This window comes from Pseudoalteromonas umbrosa (assembly GCF_030125375.1).
Classification (GTDB): Bacteria; Pseudomonadota; Gammaproteobacteria; order Enterobacterales; family Alteromonadaceae; genus Pseudoalteromonas; species Pseudoalteromonas umbrosa.
This window is the reverse complement of record NZ_JASJUU010000003.1, coordinates 882093-901544: the sequence shown is the minus strand read 5'-3', so window position 1 is coordinate 901544 and position 19452 is coordinate 882093. Positions and strand designations below refer to the sequence as shown.

Genomic DNA, 19452 nt, shown 5'->3' with positions numbered 1-19452 from the left:
TATTAAAAAGACTATATTTTTTAAACTTGGTGCGCTTAGTTCAAACTTAAAGCGCACCTTGGTTAATAAAGCGCTAGCAAGCTATTTAGGTGAGCGCCAAATAGCTGCCAGTATTAACATCGCTGCAATCAGTGCAAAAGGCAACCCATAATCTAACCCATAAATAGCAGTACCGACGATTGGGCCTACAACAATACCTAGTCCCTGTGCAGATGAAACAGTGCCAGCAGCGGCGCCTTGCTCATGTGCTTCAACCGAATTAGCAGCAAGCGCAGAGAGTGATGGATATACCCACCCCATACCAAAGCCTGCCAAGCCATAACCTATCCATAATATGACCGATGATAAAGAAAAGTAAACGACGATAAAGCCAGCAGCAGCAATGAGCCCGCCGAACAAAATGAACCTCTGTGGTTGCCACATAAGCTTTTGCACTGCGACCTGTGCGACAATCAAAGCTATCCCTACAACCGCAAGCGCAATACCAGCAGAGCGCGCTGCAGTTGATGTATCAAGTTGAAGGCGATCAAGAATAAAAAATCCCACTATGACTTGTGCAATCGAAACACTAAACGCAGCAACAAAAGCCACAGCTACAGGCCTGCGAAGACGTTTATCAGTCAAACTAACTGATTGCATATCAGGCTTTGCATGTAACTTCACCTTGGGTAGCACTCGCCAAAGAGCTAACAGTGCAATAGCAGGTAAAATGGCAGTAAAGTATAAAGGAATGCTTAAGCTGTAAGCACCAATCAATCCGACAAAGCCAGGCCCAATAACCATTCCAGCGGCGCTTGCAGCACCTATCCCTGCCATAGCCGCTGTACGCTGTTTAGGCGGAACATGATCCGCTATCAGAGCAGCACTAGTAGCAGGTACCGCCGCATAAAAAACGCCGGCAATGCCTCGTCCAACTACCAACCCAATAAATGTAATTATCGGGGCCACTGCTGCTTGCATTGCAAAATCAATGAATAATGCAAGACTTGCGTAACTAATTACAAACCCACTAAGGCCAAATAATATAATTGGACGTCGCCCACGTTTATCACTCAATCGCCCCCAAAAACGAGCCATCAGTACCCATGCTAGACCAGCAGCAGTCATCGCCGTACCTATTTGCCACGCTTCTAGCCCAGTGACTCTTGCGACGGGTCCCGCCAATGCAGAAAAAGCCATAACTGCCATAGTACATACAAAGGTTTCAAACATCAGTGGTTTGATATTAAATGTAGGTGCTTCATCAGGCACCACATTGCTATTTGCTATATTAGCCACTTACACTCCTTGTTTAAGTTATCATAGTAATAGTTATATGCTGTATAAATACCTAGCCAAATAATGCATCACTTTTAGTAAAAAATTCGCTTAGATTAATTTACCTGCCAAAAGTCTATGGGGAATATAAAGGTAAGGATAAAAACAGAATAAAATTCACAATATCATTAACAATAGCTATTCTCAATATGCTAGCTGAACCTTTGTACCCTTATTCCCAGACCCATGTTTCAGCTAAATGGCGCTATATTGCTAAAACAGCTTAAAAACTTAAAAACCTCATCTGGCTATGAGCTCTGAAGCAAGTTAAGAGTGACAAAGGGAAAGTTCTGGTGAAGTGTCGCCACCGTAGTAAAGGGTCAAAAGCTAGTGATATTTCAAACTTATAAATTTAACCACAGCGCAACCCTCCCCACGACATTGCCGGCTAGCCCAGCAATCTATAGCTACCAAACCTCAAATCGGTTGATCTGCTTATCCTCAGCATCCAAGTACTTTTTCATTGATTCCGGAAACGGGCCTGTGCCCATGGCGTTTTTATCTTTCTGAAAATGCTCTTGCTCCATCCCACCAAACACCGTAATGGTTGGCCTAAACCAGTAGCGCTTTGGGTATTTGGTTAACACTAGGCTGCCGGTGGCCATTTCTCCGCCGCCTCTTGCGGCTTGTACCACAGGGCCTTCACATAATTCTATGTCTTCAATTGGCACATAAAATCGCCGTCTCAGAAAAGAAAATGGCATGCGTACCAACCCGGTGTGGCGATTAAATTCTATTTTGTCTATCCATGCCCCCCACTCCCAGACTTTGTGAACGGCCATGGGGCCTAATATACTTACAGGGATCAAATATGCGTACGAAAAATTCCAAAAAAAGACAACATTAACAACACTAAAAAAAAGCATATAGACACATAAGATAAACCATAAAAAACAAAACCCGCCCCAAAATGGCGCTCTTCGGATCCCAACAACTTGTCCATCGCACCAGCCAATGTGATTATCCGTACCATGGTGCTCCCGCGATGAGAACGGCTTTTTAAATGGCTTAGCTTCTTTAAATTCACAGCCATTTAGTTGTGCAGCTTTTGCAAGGCGTTGCTCATATGTCTGATTATGGAGGTGGTCTTTTGAAAGCTCATCAAAAAATACCCCCTGTTTATCATATTTCTCTCGATTGCGACTTTTTCTCTCAAGCTCATCATAAGCAGCTCGCATATAACTCGGGGCATTCGCTTTCTCTTTTTCAAATTCTCGTCTCCGTCGCTCTTTTTTAGACAAACTTTCAGAAGAAGGTGAACCAACTTTTTTCACGTTCATGACATTCCTTGCTACAAACTCAACCCTTTTAGCTCGGCTTGGCAGCAAAACCGCTACCAAACCTTCCACCGATTAATTTGCTTATCCTCTGGGTCAAAATACTTTTTCATTGACTCTGGAAACGGGCCTGTACCCATGGCATTTTTGTCTCTTTTATAATGCTCTTCTATCTCGGTGTGAACATGCCTATGGATCAACTCATCACTGTCCATAAATTTAAGAATCGCTGTCCAATGATCTTTTTCCATCCCCCCAAAAGTGGCAATGGTTGGTCGCCACCAAAACTTAGCTGGGTATTTAGTCAACACTAAACCACCCGTTCCCATTTCACCTCCTCCTCTCGCCGCTTGAATGATTGGGCCTTCACACATTTCAACATCTTCAATCGGGACATAAAATGGCCGTCGCAACAAAGTATGTGAGGTGCGCACAAGTCCGGTATGGCGGTTAAACTCAATCTTGTCTAACCAATCCAACTTTTCCCATAACTTATAAGTCAGCCATGGGCCGATAAAGAATAATGCTATACCTGCCAACATCCACCAAGCGGGCCCTGTGATTAATCCAACGATAAATAGGCCAAAACCACCCAAAAAGCCAAAAAGAGAAAGAAAAAAACAAACAAGCCAAATTCCGGGCGCTCTGCGCAAAGCCAACACTTGTCCATCACATTTACCGATATGATAATAACGTTCTGTGTGTTCTCGCGATACAAACCTTCGTTTAAAAGGTTTTGCCACTTTAAATTCACAGCCATTCAAGCGAGCTGCAAACGCCAATCGCTCCTCGTAACTTTTATGGTGTAAATGCTCCTTCGAAACATCGAAATAATAGATACCTTGATCTGTATATTTACTAATATTTTTCGCATATAACTTTATTTCTTTTGATTTTTCTAGCCGCCATTGTTCGAGCGACTCATCAGATTCTTCTTGCATATTTTTCCTTAAAATAAACGCCCTTTAATTATAATGCCATAAGACTAGTAGGCGCTGTCTGAAATGAACACATTGCTAACCCACCATGACGCTGCTGAATACTTTCTTCTTTCTTTCTCTCAAACCTTATTGGCAGCACAAACTCTTGCTTAGTGCCATGAATGATGGGCTCGCTTATCCCTCTTGGATAAATGGCATAAAGCACTTTAAATTCAATCCTCATATCTTGCTGAATCCCTAAAGCGTGCTTAATTTTTGAATAAGTCGTGGTAAACTCCCAACCAGTACGATTAGGGTAGAGTTCAATCGTATCGACCATTTGACTAATTTGGTGTCTTGATAAAATACTAAAGTTGTCGTCACCTTGCTTTTTGTACATAAATACCAATTTTGCGCCATTTTCTGGATATGAAAGAGGAACACTGAATGAAAACTTCGCTGAGCCAATCACATTAATAGAGGTAATCGATAAATTGGGGCGATAGAGTGTGTTGTATAAATCATGCAAAGCCAACTCTGGGTTTTCCTCCCACTGGGCAGCGCGGATTGTGGCATCATGACTGTCATCATTTTTAAAGCGGGTCTTGCTTTTCCCCCAGTGGCAAGCCTCAAGCCAAGCCTCTATCGGCTCTTCCGAAAATGCCCATGCGATACCTGCTCCGATTAGTAGTATAATCACGCCTGCAATCGCAAGCCCCGAAGCCAATGATACAAGTGCTGCGCTCTGAAATACCAAACTCGACTTAGCCAATATTCCTAAAAGAGATGACAAAGTCATACTCGCTGCCCCAGTCATCATTAAACCTTGAGACAAGGCTTGTGCCCCATCGCCCCGCTCATTTGCTGAAATCATGTTGTTATAAGCAACGTATGTACTGACCGCACTGGCAATAAATGTTAGTGCATTTGCCGCTAACGAACCATACACCTTAAATTTCAATTGAGATGACCACCAAAAACGTTTTGTTAAGGCACTTGGAGGAACAGGCTTACTACGTATGATTGCATAGCACTGTTTTGGTGAAGGCAGGCCTATTTTTCTTTCCACCATATTGAGGCCAATATTACTCATAATATCTGCGGTATCTAAAATCGCAGATAATTTAGCTATTTCAGGTGCATTAGGGTCATTGATGGTACTGTAGAGATTAGCCACTTCGAGGATGGCAACAACTGGTAACAGGTTTCTCAGCACCGCATCTAGTGTCGCTGGATTAATGTTCATTCGGGCCATTTTGCTCAATGCTTCATTTTCGTGACTAAAGCCTTTTAATTTCCATTCAATCTCTAAATCCCTAACCAAATTATTTTCAATCTTATCAAAATTTTCCTCAATTGCTGCTTTCAACTCTTCCACAGCAGACAAATCCATAACTACTAAAGTTTTTTTAATGCGTGTTTGCCCAGCCTCTATATCAGCTTGCTGTTTTTCCATCACTTTAAGCACTTCATCCAAAGAGCCATCCAGCTCTAGAATGTGATCTAATCGCGCTTCAATAGAAGCAAATTCGTCTATTTTTGCTTTTACTAAAGGATCTGTTTGAGGGCTCTCATAGGCACTATCAAACCCTTCTGCAGCACGCTCAAGCTTTAGCAAGCTCTCTTGGGCACGTTTGGCTTTATCTAAAAAGTTAAGCGGTACTTTGCCATCAGGTAATTTGTTAGAATAATAATCGTTAACATCAATATCTATTTCTGTCAGCAAATCGCCTGTCATCACTTTAGCTAAATGCATATAGCGAGTGTGTGGCACTTCACGTAATAAAAGGTCCCGAAAAGACCTACCTTGATAATACTCACCGCTTTGATGTAACAGCTTTAAATTTTGCTTGGTGCGGATCAGCCTAGCACGCGCCCGACTATGGTTATCATGAAGCGCTTCTAACTCTTCCATTCTGTTGGCTAAAACCTGATCCATGCTATCCGGTATTGATTTACCCTCTCCAAATAACCCAGACTGTAACTCTTGACGCACTTGTGCATTTGCAGCTTGCCTTGCACTGATCTCCTGTTGCTTCAATGCAATACTGTCGTGTAGGTTGTCTATTTCTTTTTGAATCTCTGAACGTTGCGATCTAAGCCTCTCTTCTTGTGTGTTTCTATCAGCACTGTGTGCTTTAAAATCTTTGCCAGCCCCCCCAGCAGCATAATAGCTGGTTGGTACGGAAAAACTCACAGCCAATACACCCCAAACCACATGCGAAGCACGGCGCCAAAACTCGCGCTGCTCGCCAGACATTAAGCCGTCGTCTATGTCTTGCTGAATTTGTTGCTGTAATTCAACTGAAAAAACCGTATCGAATGGGTCACTGCTTTCTCTGCGCGCGCACTCATAATCGCTCAATGCAGTGCCGGTCTTTTTCGGGTACATCAGTGCGGTCAGTTTTAAACTGTTGGCTGCGTTTTCAGTATCTAAGGGATGCGTGCCCAGCACTTTTAACATCAGCTCTTGGCCCATGTCCTCTTCGTCTATTTGCTTGGCAGCCCTAAAATCTGAGTCATGTACTAAAAAACTTTCAATTAAGGTTTTGGTGAGATCGGTGTAAGGCGCGGTGACATCGCTTATTAGCTCATACACAAAGTTGCGTCTTACATCTTCGTAATAGCCGTAGTCCTTCACCGCTTGGTAAAAGCTCATTGGCTCGTCTTCGCGGGTGATATGGTCAAAACCAAATGACTTTTGCACATTAATGGCGCGGGCAGAGGTCAGTGCCTGTTCCGTTTTTAAGTAGCGTCTAAACTCATACTTTGAAAAACCAGCGCGCACCCAACTTTTGTAGTTTTGTGCCATATCTTGCTCATGTTCAGAGACCGACATGCCAAGGTCCACTTTTTGCTGGGTGGTATTGGGAAACGCAAAAAACTGCGACTGAATGGTGGTTGCCAGCACATGTTTAGAAATGTTTTTTTGCTCTGGTGCAAAGTCTTCAAAATCATCTGGGGTAAGGGGCGCGCCTTTGATAGACTCCATCGACAATTGCTGGATGTTTTTACGCTCTGAGACGATTTCAGCGGCAAGATAACGGGCCACGCCTATTGGGTCTTTTAATACCGGGCGGTGTAGGCCATTTTTTGGCATACGCGGCAGCGGGATGTGCTGCGGCGCCTCATCATTGCTGTAACCTTGTGCATAGTTACCCAATTTATCAAGCACTTGCATACGTTGGCTACGGCGCTCGCTCGCTGCGTCATCATTGGTGCCCGGCTGAACTCTTGGGCCATAGTTTAAGCGCGGATCGTTTTCGCTCATGCCGCCAAAGGCTTCAATTTGTCGCCAGCACCACTGGGTTTCACTGAATGCAATTTCTACTCGGCATGGCTGACCATACAATTTATTGGGCACCAAAACTTGCTTAAGCTGCTCACCCGTTGCCACGCGCTCACCAACTTGACCGTGCTCATCAATGCGCCACGCCTGCGGGCCTTTTTGGTACGCGAGGTTCACATCTTTAAAATAAGAAATGTCTTCTTCTTCGTGCTCTGTGACTTCAAGCTCGCGCCATAAATGACCGTCTACATAAATGTATAAATATCCGGGTCTTAAGTTCGTTAGTTTGCGCTCAGCGGCGCCATCTGGGGTGCACTCACACAAGGGGTAAATGTACACCAACTCAACATCGGCGTTATTATTGTTTTGTGTGGTGTTGGCAAAGCCCAGCGGAATTTTATAGAAACCGGTTTTTGCCTGATCTTCGCTGTAATCTTTGATCATCAATGAGACTTGCTCTGAGTCACTGGCATAGCCTTCAAACACCAATTCGCGATAAGCGCCTTGCTCATTGACGCTAGTGGGAGCTGTACTTGTCATCCGATCCTGATCCTTTCCTGTGAATTACTGATCCCTGATACCACCAAGGTGATGTTTTTATCGCCCTCTTGCGGTGCTGGGGTGGGGCGGTTTTCAACGCTGAGTCGCTGTACAGGCATACTGCCTGACTGCATTAATGGCGAAGGCGGGGTATTTTTGTTGTTCGATATCATGATATCCCCTTGGCGCACCGCTGGCTGGTTTTCAATAAACACATTGAATGATCCCAACATAAACTCCGCTTTGCCTTCGGTCACACCGCTCATAATGCCTTTTTTGTCACCGGGTTGATCCCCTGTGCTCTCGGTAAATTCGCTATCTCTTGTCCCTGCTGGGTTACCGTTAATTTTCACTGAGCTAGCGGTGTTGGTGATGTCATCGGTTTTTGCCACATTGCAATAGGGAATGGGCACCACAGGAATGCCTATGGTGGTTAAGCAAATATCCAAACTCATCAGTTTGCCTTTGCTTTCAACATGGACTGCGGAGCGGCCATTGATCAGTACATTTTTCCCACTCGCCATGCGCACTTGTTGCTCGTTTGCCTCTGTGTCTTTAGTTATCTCACTTTGCTCACCGGCCTCCCAACCAAGTTCTTCGCTGGCAAGGCGTAATAAGGCATCGGCATCGTTCACTGGCTTGTTAACGTCCATGCCCGTTACAGGCTCGATGTGTGGCAAGATGGGCTGATTGGCTTCTTCATCCCATTCTGGGGGCGGAATAATGTAGTCAGGAATAAACTCAGTGATCAGGTCACCCAAAGTATGGTCGCTGTATTTGGGCCTATCTATTTCGTCACGAAATGCGCTTTCGCCACTGCTTTTATCAGCAAATATCGCCACCCCACTGGCTTGGCCTAGTGCGCCATTGCGCTTTGCCGCTGCGGTTAAGCCCAGTAAAACAGGGTTATTATGACGCCAAGTTTGGCTGCCGCCACTGCGCAGCTCTGCACTGGTGGCATCAATGTCATATTGTACCGTTCCGGCTTGCTTTCCTTGGCCGGCATTAATGTAACTCATCATCACTCCTTGTCAGTTGCCAAAGTTGTGGCTGCGTGTGCTCAACTATCAACCATACCTTGGGGGATGTGTACTGAATGGGTAAATCTAGATAGGCAAAGCCAAGTACCAAAGCCATTAAGGTTTGCGCGACCCCAGCATGGCCACATAACCTGCCCGGCTCTTTTAATTTAATCAAAGAGGCGGATCCGTTGCTGCCTGACTGCGTTGCCGCTTGATACAGATAACAACTGGCATCAAACCACATGTTGTGCCATGCCTTGGTGCTCGCCATATTGGAAATATAAATGTCTTTTAGGTCTGCTTTTACTTGTTTTAACTGGCTTTTTAACGAACTATTGCTGCTTTTTAAGCACATGGCTTGCTTGTTTTTACCGAGCAGTAACGCACAGGCACCTTCGCTCATGATCATGCCTTCAGTGCCATCTTGGCGCTGTAGCTTGTCTTGCCAATCACTGTCATACAAAATTTCATGGCCTGTACAGGCATCTGCCGCCACCACCACAGTGCCATCGGGCAGGGTTAAATCAATATCGTCACTTTGACTTATCAACACATCTTGTAACTCGCATTGCTGGCAAAGTGCGCTGAGGGCTTCATCACTGATTAACGGATCTGTGCCTTGCTGTGGGAGCACAAAATGAATGCGGTTAGACCATGCAATGGCACCCGTTTTTTCTCCTCTCAGCAACGCAGGGATGGCCAGTCTTGTCATCAAGTCGCCCAGCATCAATTCAATACGGGCAACGCGCGGTAAATTGGCCAAAGGTCCGAGCTTGGCGACAATGGCTTTCGCCATGCCTTCTTCTTCCTCTAGGTTACTGGTGGCGGTATAAGTCATGCCATTTTCAATAGCGCTATAAAATGCGCTTAAGGTTGTGCCCGACGTATTTATATGGCCTAAATAGCTAATGTAGCGTTCGCTGCTCATAAGCTTGACTCTGTATACGGCAGTGGTGCTTGCTCTGGCATGACTATCAAGGTATCCATTGGGTGGATCCCGTCTTGTTTCACCGTGGTGCGCCATAGCAAAGAAAACTGCTGAGTATGGGTGTCAAGAATTAAGCTGTCACACACCATATTTAACGGCGTTTGCATAGCGCCGCGCATCATCACCAACTCAGGTTTGATATAAGGCAATTCAAAAGTGACTTTTTGGCCATAAGGCTGGCCCTTGGTTAAGCCACTCAGTGCGATTGTGGTATGCGGCTTTAGGGTGCAAGGCAAGCACTGATCCGCTGGCGCATAGTTATAATAGTTGGCACATAAAGCTTCAACATATGGGTAGTCACCTGCAACCACGGCCTGAACATCTAACTCAGGTTGCAACTCCAAACGCGGTGACCAAAAATGCGGAATGGGTGCAAAGCTGGCAACTGGTGTGGTATCTCGCGGTTTTCTTAACACCTGATCTGCATATTCCACTTGCGGTAATAGCTGCCCGATCCCGTCTCGGTTTCTGAGCTTAAAGCCTCGACCTATGGGGTTTTCTCTGTCCATACTTTGTGGGTTATTCGGCGCTTGACCACCATACGCCACCGCGTAATTGAGCAACAATGGCCTCAATGGCTGTAAATCCTTTGCCACCGCACCAAATAAAGACCAGCGCCAGCGCCGCTCTCCGGTCACTCGTAAGGTTTTATTCATCAGAACGGCATTGTCACTCAGTAGGTCAACGCCCACCTCCATCACATGGGCAGCACGATCACTAGGTGGAAAACAAGTAAAACGTCCATACCATTCAAACCCTTGCTTAAACGGCACCATATCATTGGCGGCGATCAATTCACACTGCGCGCCTTCACCTTGAAAGCCATCGCCCATGGTGATCTCAGGACCATTTAGCTCTTGGGTGACCTTGCCTTGCTTGTCGTATTCAAAGTTTTGCTTTACCACCACCACATAACAAGGCTGAGAGTCTTTATCCCAGCTTGGGGCAATTTCAGCAAACCATGCTGAGTCATTTACTAACATCCGTTGTTCTCCTATCTATAAATTCCCAATGCCTTGGCGTGCAGGGTAAAAAATACAACATCGCAGCGATCTTTTGCTCATACTGCGCTGCCACCAGCTTTTGTACTAATATGCCCTTAAATTGCCTTATCAGCTGAGTATCGAGGGCCGCAAAGCTTTTTCCTTGCAGCACATAGTCGCCTTGCTCCAGCAACATTGTCTGACGGCATGTCTCTGCATGTTTCACACAGGGGATCTGCAACCCGTCTTCGACTTGCCCCTCCCCTTTTGCCAAACTGATGGCCGCCACCAACTTAAGCTCTTTATCTGTGAGTATTTGCCATACCTGATAAGCTGGCTCACTCATAGGCTGCGTATCGAGCCAATTGACTAACAGTTTGAGCGTTTTTTTATGGGCAAAGTGGCTAAGTACATGGACACTGTGCAAGGGGTAATGCTCACAAAATGCCACACAGGCATCTTGCCAATCTGGCAGCTGTGCAATACCTGCAAGGCAAAGTAGTTGCGCCTTATACTCCGCCTCATCAGTAGCACTGAAGGTTTTTAATAACTGCGCCGCAAATTCGTCATGTGCAAACAACCACATGTTGACTAACGCCGCATGAACAAACTCAAAATGCTTGCTTTGCAGAGCTTGCTGAAGCTGTAAAGCATTTAACGGTTGACCTGCAAACGCCAATCTCACTAACCAAGGCTCTGGCATTTCAATATTGGTCAGCATGGTCTGGCGCTCAGCGTCGCTAAAATCGCTCAGCCACGCTTGTGCACTCATTGCAAACAGCGTACTTGCGCCGCTTTGACGCCAAATGGGCAGATCTGTACTGGGCACCTTGGCCTCTGCCAGCCACATTGCTAAAAAAGTATCTAGCCAAGGGGCTTGCTGCGCGTTTTGTTCATGCCAAAGCAATAGCTCCTGCCAATCGGCTTTAATCATGACATTGAGCGCTTGCTCATCTAACCATTCAAACTCGCTGGGCTGTGCTTGTGCCAGAGTGTAAACATGGTTAACCAAAAAGTAGTGCAAATCATCAAACCTTTGTTGACGCACAATCCCTGACTTTTCAAGTTCGCAAAGCTGTCGCCACAACTTTTTTATCTGTTGCTTGTGAAGTGGCACCTTGGTGACTGCTGAAAACATACCTGCCCTGCTAGTTCAATCTAATTGGCCAGCCTTGCAGGCTCAGATCTTTTTTGGTTTCAGCGGATAAACTATCGCCTTCCAGTAAAATTGAGCCATCGCCATAAATCTCAATCGAGCCTTTGGGCGTTTTAATGCAAATGCTTTGGTCGGCTTTGATGCTCACTTTGCCTCGATTATCATCAAACTTGGCACATGGAAAACTGCCGCTGGTTGCCAGTTTGCCAATCACCACTGGCTCTTTAATGCTAAGTAGCACCACTTGATCGCCTTTTTGAGCACGCGACACACTTTCCAGCTGACCCACCACATCGACCTCTCGGCCGCTGTTGGCCAACATCACACTGACTATTTTGCCCACCTCATCCACCAGTAATACGCTGGCCACCAACTGACTGGCCGCAGGTAAATACGCCAAATTATGACTGTGCATTTCCCATCTCCTCTTAATTGTTCGCTAATGCATTGCCAGAAATAGAAATGTTGCGCGCGCTTAAGGTCAGGTTTGTGCCGTTAATGGTAATGTTGCCAGCTCCATCAATTTCGATGCTGCCACGCCCTTGTACCAATTGAATAGACCCTTGACCTTGTGTTGATAACGTCAGGTTATTACCACTACTTAAGGTAATTTCACCGGCGTTTGCGCTCATTTCGATGTTGCCTTCCTGGCTGTGAACATTGATCTCTTGGGCTGCTTCTATACTCAATGCTTGTGTTGCTTCGAGGTCAATATCGCCATCCGTTGCTTGAATTTTAAAGTTTAAGTCCGCGGTTAAGCGGATCCCCCGCGCACCGTGCAGTTCAAGTTCAGCATCTGTACTTTGAATCGCAATGCGATCTGCGGCTTTGACTGTTAGCTCGTCAGAGGCGGTGACATTGAGGTTGCCACCCGCTTGCATGGTCAGATCTTCTTGCGCCTGCAAGCGCATTTCTCCGCGGCTAGATTGCAACATGACCTTTTCTTGTCCATCGGTTGCATCTAACAGCAAGCTATTGTCATCACTGGCCGTGGCCACTTTAATTTTGCGTTCTCCCTCTTTGTCACTCATCACCAGCTTATTGCCAGCACGGGTAACAATTTTGTTTTCATAGGGATTATTACTGCTCACAGGGCTTGGTGCTTGGGCGTTATAAAGCGCGCCTAAGATCACCGGACGATCCAAGTCGCCATTTTCTCCACACACTAAGACCTCTGTGCCTTGGGTGAGCGGAAAGTGCATGCCATGGCCTTGACCACCATAAGTTTGTGTTAATCGGGTTGGTCTGCTTTGCTGGCCTTCGCCATCTTGGTTAAAAGGCAGTTTGACTTGATATTGACCTGTCTCATCCACCTCTTGCTCAATGGTGGCGTTGAAGGTGGCAAAGACCCGTCTTTTTGGTCTAGGCTTGGCACAGTAATCTTGCGCAATTGGTAGTAACACGGCCTGATTTTTATAAGTCAGCCCAGTGACTTTGCTGCCATATGCCACGCTGCCAGCCTGACACCCTTGATGGGACACATGAGTCACTAGGTATTCACCGGAATAACTGGGATGATCTGTGACTGTTAAGCACACCCCTGGGCGCAATGCACGGCAGTCCGTATCTGCGATCAGGGTTTCTCGCTGGCAATCTAGGCTGCGTTGATGCACTTCAGCTAAGTCATTGCCATCGCCGTCACTGGCCAAGTTGTCACCAAAATGCGCGCTTTCGCCAAAGCCGCTGATGTCTGTGTTATTGCGGCTACTGCCCTGTATCTGGGCGCCACGCTCGTAATGGCTGTCGTAATAGCGCACTTGCTCGCTGAGCATGGTGGCTTTTTTAGAAAACGCGAACACGCTTTCGCAAGTGCGCACCTGCCCGCTCGGTGAAACAAAAGGCAAGGTGATCTCTTTAAGCGGTCTAGCAAATTTGTCGCTCGACTCGCAAATGGCCAGCTTGGCAATGCCATAGTCAGTTTCTCGCCAGCCATATACATAGCCGTATCGGCGCATCAAACGTGTGATAAAGTCGTAATCACTTTCATCATATTGCACCACCATATCAAGCGTTGGGCCGCTGACTTGTAAGTCAAGCTGAGCCGATGGGAAATCACACTTTTGCAGCACGCTTTGGATGATCTGCCCGGGATTCATATCGGTAAATATCCGGTTTGAACGGTGTTGCTTAAGCTTTGCAAGACCTGATTGCAAAGTTAAGGTATACACATACCCCTGATGAGACTGACCATGGCAAATATAATTGGTTAAAAATCCGGTCACGGTGAGATCTTCAGTGCTCCACGCAATGATCAAGCTGATGTCTTTGCCGATCAATACATCCGGCTCCACCAGCTCTTCGCTCAGTACTTGAATGTCAAATATGCAATCATCACACAAGGCATCAAGGTCCGCTTGAAAGGATTGCACCTGAAACAGCGCATCACTCAGCCCCGCAATTGTCACCCCAAAGTGGCTTTCATCGGCGCCGGTCAGTTTTCCCGCATCTAGTCCAAACATGGTGCTGCTCCCTCAGTTAGGCCAGATCGGCAAATACAGCTTCAATTTGCCCGTCATCATTTAAGGTTAAAGTCAGCAGATCTGGCATATCTTCTTCGCTCAAAAAGCCTAAAATTGAGCGGGCAACACCCGGTAATATTTGCTGTTCTATGGTGGCATTAACCAAGCGAGCGCCGCTGTCAGACAGCGCACATTGCTTTGATAAATGGCTCAATACACTCTGATCAACCCGCAGTGTAATTTGATGGTTCTCACTTAAGCGCGCAGCCACTTTCTCAAGCTTTAAGGCGACAATATTCTCTAGTGCATCGCTGTCTAGCGGCTTAAATGGGATCACCTGCATACGCGCCAATAATGCAGGCGCAAAATGATTCAGTAGCTCAGGCTTAATCAAGTTATTTAGCTCAGATAGGCTTGGCATGGTCCAAGGCGTTTGCGCCTCTTCGTCGCAGTCCTCGTCAGCGGTTGGCGTTTCATCTGCTTGCTGGTTTAACAAGCCTTGCGCCTCATTGATGGCTTTGGCTAATACGTCTTCGTCGTCTTGATTTGGCGCACGGCACGCCTTAGCGATTTGCTCAGCGGCGATATTAGAGGTCATGATGATCACGGTATTTTTAAAATCGATTTCGCGGCCTTCGCCGTCGCGCATCATGCCCAGCTCAAACACCTGATAAAACATGTTTAATACATCCGGGTGGGCTTTTTCAACTTCATCAAGCAGCACCACAGAATAAGGACGCTGGCGCACCGCTTCGGTCAACACACCGCCCTCACCATAGCCCACATAACCCGGTGGTGAACCCTTAAGCTGCGACACAGTATGTGACTCTTGGTATTCGCTCATATTGATGGTGGTTAAAAACTTATCACCGCCAAATAGCACATTGGCCAAATGTCGAGCGGTTTCTGTTTTACCCACCCCAGATGGGCCACTAAATAAAAACACCCCGAGCGGGCCTGAAGATGCCGACACCCCAGCTTTGGCCACACGCAGTGACTGCGCTAGCGCACTTAGTCCTTGCTCTTGGCCTACCACCTGCGCACCTAAACTTTGCTCAAGCGCAAGGAGGTTTTGCAGCTCATCTTTGACCATATTGCCCACGGGGATCCCCGTCCAGTTAGCAATAACTTGTGCCACGGTATCTTGATCAACTTCGCAAAAGACCGCATTGCCCTCTTCGTTTAACGATTTCAATTGGCGGCGATATTCTGGCAGTTGGCTTTGCTGTGCACTGGCAATCGAGGCATGGGTGTCTAGTTGCTCAGCGCGGCGCGCTTGCATTGCAGCGAGCTCTGATTGCGCTTGGTCAAGTTCAGCGGCTAACTCTGCTCTGACCACATCGCTCTCAATGCCCAGCTCAGCCTCTTGCTCTAATCGCGCCAAACGCTCGGTTAAATAGGTGACACGCTCTTGGGCGTTTTCAATGATCACAGGAGAGGTGGCGGCGCCCATTCTCACTGCTGCCGCCGCAGTGTCGAGTACATCAATGGCTTTGTCTGGCAACTGTCTGCCTGTAATATATCGCGCCGATAAACTCACCGCCGCTTCAATGGCGCTGTCGGTAATATGAATTTGATGGTGTTGCTCGTACTTTTCTTTAATGCCACTCAACATCAGTTTGGCATTGTGCTCGCTGGGCTCGTCTACTTTTATCAGCTGAAAGCGTCTTTCAAGGGCAGCATCGCGCTCAAAATACTGTTTGTACTCGCTCCAAGTAGTGGCCGCCAGTGTACGCAGCTCGCCTCGTGCCAGTGCGGGTTTCAGTAGGTTCGCCGCATCGCCCATGCCGGCATCGCCACCAGCACCGATCAAGGTATGCGCTTCATCAATAAAGAGAATAATGGGCGTACTGGATGACTTCACATCGTCAATCACTTGCTTTAAACGGCGTTCAAACTCGCCTTTTACCCCAGCGCCCGCTTGCAGCAAGCCCATATCTAACACCATGATCCGTACACCCACCAATTCATCTGGCACCGTTTTGGCAACGATGCGCTGTGCAAGGCCTTCCACCACCGCCGTTTTGCCAACCCCTGGGTCGCCGACAAAAATCGGGTTATTCTTGCGCCTTCTACATAACACATCGATTGCCAAACGGATCTCTTCGCTGCGTCCTAGTACCGGATCAATGCCGCCACTGGCCGCTTTTGCGGTTAGGTCTTCACAAAATGAGTCCAATGCCGTTTGCTCTGCATCTTGTCCATTTTGCTGCAAAGTGCTCGCTCTACCCGTATCCACAGGTTGAAACGCCATGCGCTCAGTCGAGCCTTTGCAAATTTTATCGAGATTGTCTTTTAAAAAGTGAATATCGAGCTTATCAAGCTCTCGCGCCAACCCAAATGCAGGGCTAAATGGGACGAGATCTTTAAACGCATCAAGCAAGGCAGCCCCAGTGATCCACTCGCTGCGATGCTTCACATTGGCAGTGAGCCAAGCACGCTCTAATAATTCATATAAACGGCGGGAAAACACAGGTTTGCCCTGATTGGCAGCGTCTTGTTGATTGATAAAGCTCAGCGCTTCGTGCCACAGAGTATCTTGGTCAATTTCAAAAAAAGGCAGAATTTTAGCCACATCACCTTCGTGATGATCTTCCATCAGCTTAAGCAGTAAATGTTCTGGCAAGACTTCATAGTGCTGGCGGCTAGCGGCAAAGCCTGCCGCTGCTTCAAGCGCGCTTGCGGTATGTGCGTTTAATTTATCAATAAGTTGCTTAATGCCTGTCGCGTCCATTTTATTTCCTTGCGATTTAAAATTATTCTGACTCTTTCCTACTTCAGAGCGCGCTCTGAAGACGCCTATTTATGACTGATAATCACTGTCTAAAAAGTTTCTTTGCGCAATGTGCGCTTCTACAATGCCCATACAACTGCTGGTGCCAAGCTCACATTCCCCCAAGGGCATTGGATGCTGCTCTTTCACCTCAATTAAAATTTTGACCTGCCATGCCATTTTGCTGCCGGTATGCCAAGTCAGTAACTTATGCATTTTCTTCCCTTCGTCGCCATTTGGAAACAACGCGCGAGCCTGTGCTTCACTCAACGGGCCAATGTCAATTTGCACACGATTACCAGTGATCAATACCTGCCCGCCTAGTAAGCTGTCTTGGCCTAATGTGACGCTATTCTCAGCGCTGATTGGGGGTTTTTCTGTGACTTCTTGCCACTCCACCATGTTGTCAGCAATTTGCAAATTCGGCTGCTTTAGCCCCTGGCGCAGCACTTGTTGCAAGCCAGCGGCACTGGTTTGGTTGGCGCTGGCTAAATTGAGCTTGCTGCTTTCGCCTTGGCTATTTTCATAAATCGCCGCCACCATTTGGTCAAACTGACGCGCGCCGACGCCCGCTAAATTGATCTGTGATTTTTTCCATGCTTGGTACAATTGGCAGTACAAAATATGATTAAAAATATCTAAAAATGCCCGAGTACGTGCGCCCATTTCTTCATCGTTAGCGGCCTGCTCAAGCAAGTAATGGGGCATGGGCGCATCCACGCCATACAAGCCTAAAAATGCGGTTTCTAGCTTCAGCTTACCGCGCTGGCTGAGCAGCAATTCACAAGCACGAATATCCGATGCTGGAAAGCCTAACTCTTTGAAGGTGCTCACCAGTACACGTTGGCTTGCGCCTTGCTCTAACTCTCCCTCCATCGCCCAATGCTTTTCGATTAACGACATGGCTTTAAACAAACTAAATTGCCATGGCGCGTCCAGCAATGCGGCGATCGGGGCGGGCAGTTTGGCCCAAATTGGGTGTTTTTTTTGCTCTGTCATGGCTATATCTGATAACTCTCGCCGGAACTTATCTGCCAACACCAAGTGTGGTAGCTAGGTACGCATGTCACCTTGGTTTGCAAACACTCGTTAATGGGCGCATAAAGCTTAAAAAACTGATGCAATACATCACAAAAATGATAAGCATCTGAAAAGCACACAAACTGCTTCTCATTAATGGTCAAATGAATTTCTAGCCCTTTTACAAACACCCCTTTTTGCAGCATTGAGATTGGCCTTGAGTGAGCATCAACAATACTGGCGATCCGGCTTTGATTTTCTGAGCGCCCTGACCAATCAAACAGCGCCAAAAGTTTTTTTAATTGGATCGGATCGGCAAGTTGAGAAAAGCGCATATTCAATAGGCCAATCAACAGCCAGTGTTTTTGCTGCTTGGGGCAGTGCAGCATCTTGCTTGGGCGGATCACATTTTTCATCGTCAGCGCAAAAGGGGCATTGGCTTTGGGAACATGAATGTCGCCCTCTTTTAACAATTGCCTTGGCCACACGGCATTGTGTGCAAGGGTGCTCGCTGACAGCGTTTGCACAGCATCAATATCATCCATGGAGATCTGCACATACACCTTGGGGGCAGCGCCGCCTGTGTCTTTGGATACCAAGCTGTAAAGGTGCTTTTCGTCTTCAAATACACTGGTATAACGAGACTGAAAATCAACACTCTCTCCTGAGCTGCGGTTTTTCCCCTTGAGCTCAGTGACCTCAAAGCAAAATGCCTCTGCGGATTTTTCTTGTATTGGCGTAATAGGGTATTCGGTTTGATTATCTAAGCAGCGCATTGGCTCTGCATCACACGCAAACAAATTGACTGCGGGCACACAGTTGAGCATGATATTTTCATGGCTAACTTTATGCCCAGGTGGCAGCTTCACTTGGCTGGTGATCTCAATATCTAGGGTGTTAAGGTTGGCGTCAAACTTCAAAAGATGGAAGTTGTTTAGCTCTACAAAATAAAAGCGCTCACGACTATTAAAGTAATCAAGCAATAGTGCGTAGCCCGGATGGCACTGATCACTGTTGGGTAAGATACCAAACTCGCCATGACCAAAAGCACTGCTCACCGATGACTTAGGGAGCAGCTGGGTGAGTTTGTCGAAGTGACTGCCATAACTGACTTCAATGTGTTCACTGGCGTTGGTCATTAAATGATATAAGCTGGCACACAGTGGCGTGTCACCACACAAATAAAAACGCAAAGATTTTAACTCATAGTCACTGACCACACCTTGGCCCAAGCGCTTGAGCTTTAAACTTAACTTGGCGCCACTGTGAAACTCCTGATAATCCACCGCATACACTTCAAACGGGGCAATTGGTGTATCGGTCGATGTGGTAAAGTGGCATACCACAGGGGTGGTTTTATCCCCATGGGAGCTAATTTGCGTACCCGATTCGACCGTTGTGGCCCCTTGCATCGTCATCTTAGGGGTGAATTGAATAATGGTCGTGGACGGATAATTACTCAGCATCAGCGGACACACTTGTCGCAACACTTGCTCAGAGACTTCTGGTAATGACTCATCAAGGCGCTTTTGCGTATATGCCGTCATATAGGCAACGCCTTCTAATAAGCGCTCAACATGCGGATCGCGGTCTTTGAGCGCATCAATGTTAAGCTGCCCCGCATGCTCTGGATATTGCTGAGCGAACTCCTTACCAGCTTGTGTTAAGAGACGCATTTGCGCATCAAAATACTGTTGCATATCCATGT

Annotated in this window: 13 protein-coding genes; all 13 read right to left on the bottom strand. The window is 46.9% G+C overall.

Annotated elements, in window-relative coordinates; translation table 11 throughout:
• Nucleotides 1–81: 81 nt before the first annotated feature.
• Nucleotides 82–1278, bottom strand: a complete 1197-nt coding sequence (locus QNM16_RS13740) for an MFS transporter (RefSeq protein ID WP_284021017.1) — start codon at nt 1276–1278, stop codon at nt 82–84.
• Between the two features lie 446 nt (nt 1279–1724).
• Nucleotides 1725–2597 (bottom strand): hypothetical protein, encoded by an 873-nt coding sequence (locus tag QNM16_RS13735; protein ID WP_284021016.1) that lies wholly within the window; start codon nt 2595–2597, stop codon nt 1725–1727.
• A gap of 53 nt (nt 2598–2650) precedes the next feature.
• A complete protein-coding gene (locus tag QNM16_RS13730; RefSeq protein WP_284021015.1) occupies nt 2651–3535 on the bottom strand; it encodes a hypothetical protein in 885 nt (294 codons plus the stop codon).
• Nucleotides 3536–3563: 28 nt separating this feature from the next.
• Nucleotides 3564–7343: a toxin VasX gene (locus tag QNM16_RS13725; RefSeq protein ID WP_284021014.1), complete on the bottom strand. Its 3780-nt coding sequence runs from the start codon at nt 7341–7343 to the stop codon at nt 3564–3566.
• A complete protein-coding gene (locus tag QNM16_RS13720) occupies nt 7340–8365 on the bottom strand; it encodes a DUF4150 domain-containing protein (RefSeq protein WP_417709899.1) in 1026 nt (341 codons plus the stop codon). Before QNM16_RS13720 ends, QNM16_RS13725 begins: the two co-directional genes overlap by 4 nt.
• Nucleotides 8349–9293, bottom strand: coding sequence for a hypothetical protein (locus tag QNM16_RS13715; protein ID WP_284021013.1), 945 nt, complete (start codon nt 9291–9293; stop codon nt 8349–8351). The genes QNM16_RS13720 and QNM16_RS13715 overlap by 17 nt, the downstream gene beginning before the upstream one ends.
• On the bottom strand, nt 9290–10336 hold the full coding sequence (locus tag QNM16_RS13710; protein ID WP_284021012.1) for a DUF2169 domain-containing protein: 1047 nt from the start codon (nt 10334–10336) through the stop codon (nt 9290–9292). The genes QNM16_RS13715 and QNM16_RS13710 overlap by 4 nt, the downstream gene beginning before the upstream one ends.
• Nucleotides 10323–11474, bottom strand: a complete 1152-nt coding sequence (locus QNM16_RS13705; RefSeq protein ID WP_284021011.1) for a hypothetical protein — start codon at nt 11472–11474, stop codon at nt 10323–10325. Before QNM16_RS13705 ends, QNM16_RS13710 begins: the two co-directional genes overlap by 14 nt.
• 10 nt (nt 11475–11484) lie before the next feature.
• On the bottom strand, nt 11485–11907 hold the full coding sequence (locus QNM16_RS13700) for a hypothetical protein (RefSeq protein WP_063364373.1): 423 nt from the start codon (nt 11905–11907) through the stop codon (nt 11485–11487).
• A gap of 13 nt (nt 11908–11920) precedes the next feature.
• Nucleotides 11921–13951, bottom strand: a complete 2031-nt coding sequence (locus QNM16_RS13695; RefSeq protein WP_284021010.1) for a type VI secretion system Vgr family protein — start codon at nt 13949–13951, stop codon at nt 11921–11923.
• Between the two features lie 16 nt (nt 13952–13967).
• Entirely contained in the window at nt 13968–16685 is a 2718-nt protein-coding gene (tssH, locus tag QNM16_RS13690; RefSeq protein WP_284021009.1) for a type VI secretion system ATPase TssH, read from the bottom strand.
• 69 nt (nt 16686–16754) lie between these two features.
• Nucleotides 16755–17723: a type VI secretion system baseplate subunit TssG gene (gene tssG, locus QNM16_RS13685; protein WP_284021008.1), complete on the bottom strand. Its 969-nt coding sequence runs from the start codon at nt 17721–17723 to the stop codon at nt 16755–16757.
• Nucleotides 17724–17725: 2 nt separating this feature from the next.
• Entirely contained in the window at nt 17726–19450 is a 1725-nt protein-coding gene (tssF, locus tag QNM16_RS13680) for a type VI secretion system baseplate subunit TssF (RefSeq protein WP_284021007.1), read from the bottom strand.
• Between the last annotated feature and the right edge of the window lie 2 nt (nt 19451–19452).